Source organism: Autumnicola musiva (genome assembly GCF_031846585.1).
Taxonomy (GTDB): Bacteria; Bacteroidota; Bacteroidia; order Flavobacteriales; family Flavobacteriaceae; genus Autumnicola; species Autumnicola musiva.
The window spans coordinates 522,298-528,605 of record NZ_JAVRHK010000001.1; the positions used below are offsets into that span (position 1 = coordinate 522,298).

Here is a 6,308-nt window from a genome sequence, read left to right on the forward strand (position 1 = left end):
TTTCCGCAATATCGATTGAATAAAAGAATAGAAGTAATAAAAAATTCAACGTTTATTCAGGAAATATTATATTTGTTTGAATTTTATGAAATAAGAAGCCAGCTTTTATGTTCAAAAAACGTGTTGCCCCACTGTTTACCCTACTCCTTTTTATATTTAATCAAACTTATTCCCAGAGCGAGGTGAAAGGTGAACTGGTAAGCAATGATGAGCCGGTTGCATTTGCCAATGTTATCTTATTGGATGCTGAAGATTCTACCTCTGTCTATAAGGGTGCGGTTTCTGATGAAAATGGAGTTTATCTTTTAAACGGTATAGAAGATAACAGCTACTTAATGAAAGTTAGTTTTGTGGGCTATCAGGAATACCTGCAAACTATTGAGGTAAATGGAAATACCAGTTTAGAAACAATTGAGCTGGAAGAGGTCTCGTCTAATCTTGATGAAATAACGGTAAATGCCAGGAGGCCAAAAGTAACCCGTAGTATTGACCGCCTTACCTTTAATGTGGAAAATTCTACCTTATCCACAGGAAACACCTATGATATCCTAAAAAGAACCCCGGGCGTAATAATTAGTCAGGGAGAACTTTTGGTTAGGAACCGTCCTGCCACCGTCTATATTAATGACCGCAAGGTTTATCTTACCAGCCAGGAACTGCAACAATTGCTGGAAGGGTTTTCTGGCGACAATGTAAAGTCCGTAGAGGTTATTACTAACCCCCCGGCCAGATATGATGCCGAGGGTGGTGCTATTCTGAATATAAAAACCAGTAAAAACTTATCTATTGGCTATAAAGGAAGTGTAAATGCTTCAAATACTATTGCTATTGTTCCAAAATATAATGTTGGTACCAGCCAGTATTATAAGAATGACTGGCTGAATGCTTTTGCCAGTTACAATTTCAATTCCAGGTACGATTATAAAAATGATGAAAGCCGTATAGTTTTCTATGAGCTTGATGGCGAAGTAGACTCCCGCTGGTACAACGATTTTGAAAGAAATACCAGGACAATTTCCCACAGCCTTAATACCATTCTGGATTTCACCTTAAGTGATATTAGCTCCCTTAGCCTTAGCGCAAATATCCAGCTTACTCCAAAAACTGATTCTGATATAGACGGGCGTACAGAAATATATAATCCCCAAAATCAGCTGGACTCCCTTTACACTACGGACAGTAAGGTGGAAAATGATCAGGATAATATATTATTAAGTTCTACTTACACTACTTCTGTTGGTGAAAAAGGAGCTTCCCTTTCGGCCGTGGCCAATTATATACTTTATGATGATGACCAGGCGCAGGATCTTTTGACGCGGTATATTTCCGCAGAAGGAAATTTACTGAACGATAATTCTTTTAATACAATTTCCGGCCAAAAAAGTCATATTTACACAGGAAGAATAGATTTAAGCTCGCCCTGGGGAAGCACAAATGTGGAGACCGGATTAAAATATTCCGGAATTACATCAGATAGCGGACTCGATTTTTTCAATACCGATTCCGGAGCAGGACAATTTGTAGAAAATCTTTCCGATGAATTTAATTATGATGAAAATATTTATGCCGCTTATGCCAGTATTTCTAAAGATTGGGAACAATGGAGCATTAAAGGAGGCTTACGCGGAGAGTATACCGATATTGAAGGGATTTCAAATAATCTTGGGGCTGTTAATACCCAGGAATATTTTCAATTATTTCCAACCTTTTATTTGATGTATAATCAAAATGAAAATAATTCTTTCAGCATAGATTATAGCCGAAGGATTGTAAGGCCGCGTTTTGAAAGCCTTAATCCTTATTTGTACTTCTTAAATGAGAATATTTTTAACGAGGGAAATCCTAATTTAAGACCGGCTATTTCTAATAAAATTAACTTCAATTATACCTATAAAAATCAATTATCTTTCGATTTGTACTGGGACAGGGCAGATAATGCTACGGCCGTTCTTCCTTTTCAGAACAACGAGGAGCATCTCCTAAGGTCTGTAAATGCAAATATGAATTACGAGCAGCAGTTTAGCCTGGATGTAATGTACTACGGGTATCCTAAGGACTGGTGGTATATGTATTTTTACGGTTCTCTCTACTATATGGAAAATGAATTTATCGCGTATGAAAGCGGTAATATGGAAGTGACCAATGATGTAACAAGTACGTATCTACAAATGTTCAACCAGTTTACTTTATCTAAAAACGGTACCTTTATAGGAGAGCTTAGTGCCAGCTACAATCCTGATTTTATTGCCGGATCTTACAACTTTGAAGAGCCGCAATTTGGTATTGATATTGGTCTTAGGAAAAGCTTCTTTAATAACAGGTTGGTAGCAACCATAAATGCCGAAGATATTCTCAACACCATGAATATTCCACTCTCTTCAAAATATTTAAATCAGAATTATTCCTTTTTCGCCAAGCCGGAATCCAGGAAGATCAGGTTTGGTGTAATTTATAAGTTCGGGAACTTTAAACTGCGAGACAATAGCCGTTCTATTGATGCCGAAGAAAGTGTTCGTCTGGAGGAAGCGAGCGCTCTTTAATTTCTAATTGCCTGGAAACTTTAAAGTCGTTTTTAGATTCATAACTCGTAGTCGTAGCCCGTTGGATCTTTCTTCGGAAGATTAAGATCAGGTTTATTTGATTTTAGACAATTTTTTCAGTTTAGCGGGTTAAATGGTTTTTCTTAATTTAGCACTTTAAAAGAAAATTGTTGTGGCAAAAATTGGAGATATAGAAGTAGGAGAATTTCCGTTGTTGTTAGCGCCGATGGAAGATGTAAGCGATCCACCGTTTCGTGCACTTTGCAAAGAGCAGGGTGCAGATGTGGTTTATACCGAATTTATTTCTTCTGAAGGCCTTATTCGCGACGCGGCAAAGAGTGTGATGAAGCTTGATATTTATGAAAAAGAACGGCCTGTGGGAATTCAGATTTTTGGGGCCAATCTTGAGTCTATGCTGCAATCTGTTGAAATTGTGGAAAAATCCGGCCCTGATATTATTGATATTAACTTTGGTTGTCCCGTAAAGAAAGTGGTTTCCAAAGGTGCCGGAGCCGGTATTTTAAAAAATATAGACCTGATGGTTTCCCTGACTGAAGCCATGGTAAAACACACCAAGCTTCCGGTTACTGTAAAGACCCGGCTCGGCTGGGACAACGACTCCATTAAAATTGTAGAGGTGGCTGAAAGGCTTCAGGATGTAGGTTGCAAGGCTATTTCCATTCATGGCCGCACCAGGGTACAAATGTATAAAGGTGAAGCAGACTGGAATCCTATTGCTGAGGTAAAAAATAATCCGCGGATGCATATTCCTGTTTTTGGGAATGGCGATGTTGATTCCCCCGAAAAAGCAGTGGAAATGCGTGATAAATTTGGCCTGGATGGCGCTATGATAGGCCGCGCAAGCATAGGCTACCCATGGTTTTTTAGAGAAGTAAAACATTATTTTCAAACCGGTGAACATCTGGCACCGCCAACCTTACAGGAGCGTGTGGATGCGGCGAGAAGACATTTGCAAATGGCAATCGACTGGAAAGGAGATAAATTAGGTGTTTTTGAAACGCGCCGCCACTACACAAACTATTTTAAGGGAATCCCGCATTTTAAGGAATACCGTATGAAAATGGTGACCAGTGATGATGCAGCTGATGTTTTTACCGCTTTTGATGAGGTGGAAAAAGAATTTGCGGGTTACCAATTTGCTTAACGCGCCAGCGCTTTTTTGCTTCGGCCCGCTGCAATATAAGAGGCAATAAGGCCTAAAATTCCTATAGTTACAATCACAATCAGGATGTTTTCCGCAGTAATTGTTACCGGGTAGGGCAGGGTAGGAGTAATCATCACCAGATCATATTGCAGCTGAAGATAAATAAGCAGCAAAGAACATCCCAGGCCTATTATTCCGCCTATAAAGCACATCAGCATTCCCTGCAAAAAGAAAATGTTCTTAATCTGGTTTGGTGTGGCCCCAAGGCTAAACAGCGTTTTTACATTTTCCCGCTTATCCAGAATTACCATTATTATAGAACCTACCACGTTAAAAAGTGCAATAATAAGTACCAGGGTAAAAATAAGGTATACCGCCAGGTTCTCGGTATTCAGCATTTTATAAAGCACCTCATTAAGCTGTGCCCGGTTCTTTATTATAATTTCTTCAGAAAATACCTGCTTTATTCTCTCTGAAACAGCATCAGGTTCGGATCCCGGAGTTAACCGGAATTCCATCGCTGTATAAGTGCTGTCACTTAAATTCAATAAATTTTGAGCAAAACTGATGTTTGAAAATACATATTTGCTGTCCAACTCTTCATTTACGCTGTAAATTCCGCTTATAATCACCTGTTGCCGGTTAAAGGCATCGGTAGGATTAGTAATCTGGCCTTTACCTGGTTTGGGTACCAAAATATGCAGTAGTTCATTATAATTAAAAACACTTAGGCCCAGCAACCTGCTTATTTCCGCACCAACTACCACCTGGGGTTCACCTTTGGATAGCCAGGTACCATCATAAATTGCATTTTGAATGTTATTAACCTGCTGGTAATTCTCATCAACCCCTTTAATAAAGGCAGTATGATTTTTTGAGCGGTAATCCAGGAATATCCTTTCCTCTATTACTTTAGAAAACTGAGCCACACCTTCAATTTGGGCAATTTCGGCAGCCCGTTCTTCAGAAATTTGAATGGTTTTTCCATTGGCGGGGAGGACTTTTAGGTCGGGATCGAATTCATTGGTAAAAGAAAGGCTGAAATCCCGCAGGCCTGAAAATCCCGAGAGAACTATAAAAAGAGAAAAAGCACCGGCAAACACTCCAATCGCGGCGATAATGGTAATAATATTGATCGCGTTATTGCTGCTTTTGGTAAAAAGGTACCGCTTTGCGATGTAGAATGAAAATTTCAAATTAAGACTTTTTCCTTCTGTCCAGCAGGTCGGGATTGGAAATAGGATCTTCGTTTCCTTTCATAGAATCTTCAATTCCTTCTATATATTCCAGGGAATCATCAATATAAAAATTTAAATCGGGCATTTTACGCAGCTGATTTTTGGTACGCTGTGCCATTTCATGCTTAATTTTTGGCTTTACCGCCTCAATTTCTTTTAATATGTCGTTGGCGTTTTTCGACGGAAAAATACTTATGTAAGCCTTGGCAATGGAAAGATCTGTAGTGACCTTTACTTTGGAGACAGATATCAAAATCCCTGTTTTACCTGCCTCCCTTAGGTTGTTCTGAAGAATATCAGCTAAATCTCTCTGCAGTACGCCTCCTATTTTCTTTTGTCTGTTTGTTTCTTCCATAGTACAAAAATAGCATATTTAAAGATTATAGTATTTTTATCTATTTAAAATTGTAATACAGAAGCACAAAATGAAAAAGATTGAACATATAGGGATAGCCGTTAAAGACCTGGAAGAAGCTAATACAACATATGCCGCCCTGCTGGGAGCCGAAAATTATAAAACTGAAACCGTGGAAAGTGAAGGTGTTTCAACTTCATTTTTTAAAATTGGAGAGAGTAAAATCGAATTAGTGGCAGCTACAAATGAAAACAGTCCGGTCGCGAAATTTATCGCAAAAAGGGGGGAAGGTATTCATCACATGGCTTTTGCCGTAGACGATATTGAAGCTGAAATTAAACGACTGGAAGCTAAAGGCTTTCAATTGATTAGCAAAGAACCCAAAAAGGGCGCCGATAACAAACTGGTTGCTTTTTTACACCCGAAATCTTCGAATGGAGTATTGGTAGAATTATGCCAGGAAGCTCCAGCCCGGCCCTCTTAAGAGATAAAGGAGGTTTGATCTTACGTCATCCTGAACCTGTTTCAGGATCTCATGTTCAGAGGAGATATACTATTTTAAGAGACAGGGAAACTGGGACGAAAAATATATAAAGAAATTGTTTGTGAGGTAATATTCAATTATCTAAATTTGCGCTCCTATAATTCCTTCGGGAACGGGTCCTATAGCTCAGCTGGTTAGAGCACTTGACTCATAATCAAGGGGTCCCTGGTTCGAGCCCAGGTGGGACCACCAGCAAAATCAAGCCTTACAGAAATGTAAGGCTTTTTTGTTTCTTCTTGGGTACAACATATATACAACATTTAGCTAATTATTTTCTACCTATAGATTGATCCATTTATTTTGCACAATTAATTAAAGCGGCCTTTATAATAACAACTGATTTTTCTTCCTCTGGTTCAGTTCATCCTTCCCTTTTGCATAATGATCTTCAGGGGTCTTGGTAGCCTCGGCAAGGCTATCTTAGGTACACGAGGTAAAATTGAATAATCCGGCCATAGTTAAAAGT

The 6,308-nt window shown here is 39.0% G+C and carries 5 protein-coding genes and 1 tRNA gene; 4 read left to right on the top strand and 2 right to left on the bottom strand.

The window, feature by feature from the left end:
- Positions 1 to 107 precede the first annotated feature (107 nt).
- Entirely contained in the window at positions 108 to 2,540 is a 2,433-nt protein-coding gene (locus tag RM539_RS02270) for an outer membrane beta-barrel protein (protein WP_311501873.1), read from the top strand.
- A 172-nt stretch (positions 2,541 to 2,712) separates the two neighbouring features.
- Complete coding sequence (dusB, locus tag RM539_RS02275) at positions 2,713 to 3,705, top strand: tRNA dihydrouridine synthase DusB (RefSeq protein WP_311501874.1); 993 nt, start codon at positions 2,713 to 2,715, stop codon at positions 3,703 to 3,705.
- On the opposite strand, the gene RM539_RS02280 is transcribed toward dusB, so the two are convergent.
- Together RM539_RS02280 and rbfA are read right to left on the bottom strand one after the other, a co-directional pair.
- The gene (locus tag RM539_RS02280; protein WP_311501875.1) at positions 3,702 to 4,901 is read right to left on the bottom strand and encodes an ABC transporter permease; all 1,200 of its coding nucleotides are present in this window, start codon (positions 4,899 to 4,901) and stop codon (positions 3,702 to 3,704) included. The genes dusB and RM539_RS02280 overlap by 4 nt on opposite strands.
- Position 4,902: 1 nt before the next feature.
- Positions 4,903 to 5,298 carry a 30S ribosome-binding factor RbfA gene (rbfA, locus tag RM539_RS02285; protein WP_311501876.1) on the bottom strand — a complete coding sequence of 132 codons (396 nt, stop codon included), beginning with the start codon at positions 5,296 to 5,298 and terminating at the stop codon, positions 4,903 to 4,905.
- A 70-nt stretch (positions 5,299 to 5,368) separates the two neighbouring features.
- Between rbfA and mce the strand changes: the two genes are divergently transcribed.
- Together mce and RM539_RS02295 are read left to right on the top strand one after the other, a co-directional pair.
- Positions 5,369 to 5,782, top strand: a complete 414-nt coding sequence (mce, locus tag RM539_RS02290) for a methylmalonyl-CoA epimerase (RefSeq protein ID WP_311501877.1) — start codon at positions 5,369 to 5,371, stop codon at positions 5,780 to 5,782.
- A gap of 175 nt (positions 5,783 to 5,957) precedes the next feature.
- Positions 5,958 to 6,034, top strand: a tRNA-Ile gene (locus RM539_RS02295).
- Positions 6,035 to 6,308 lie beyond the last annotated feature (274 nt).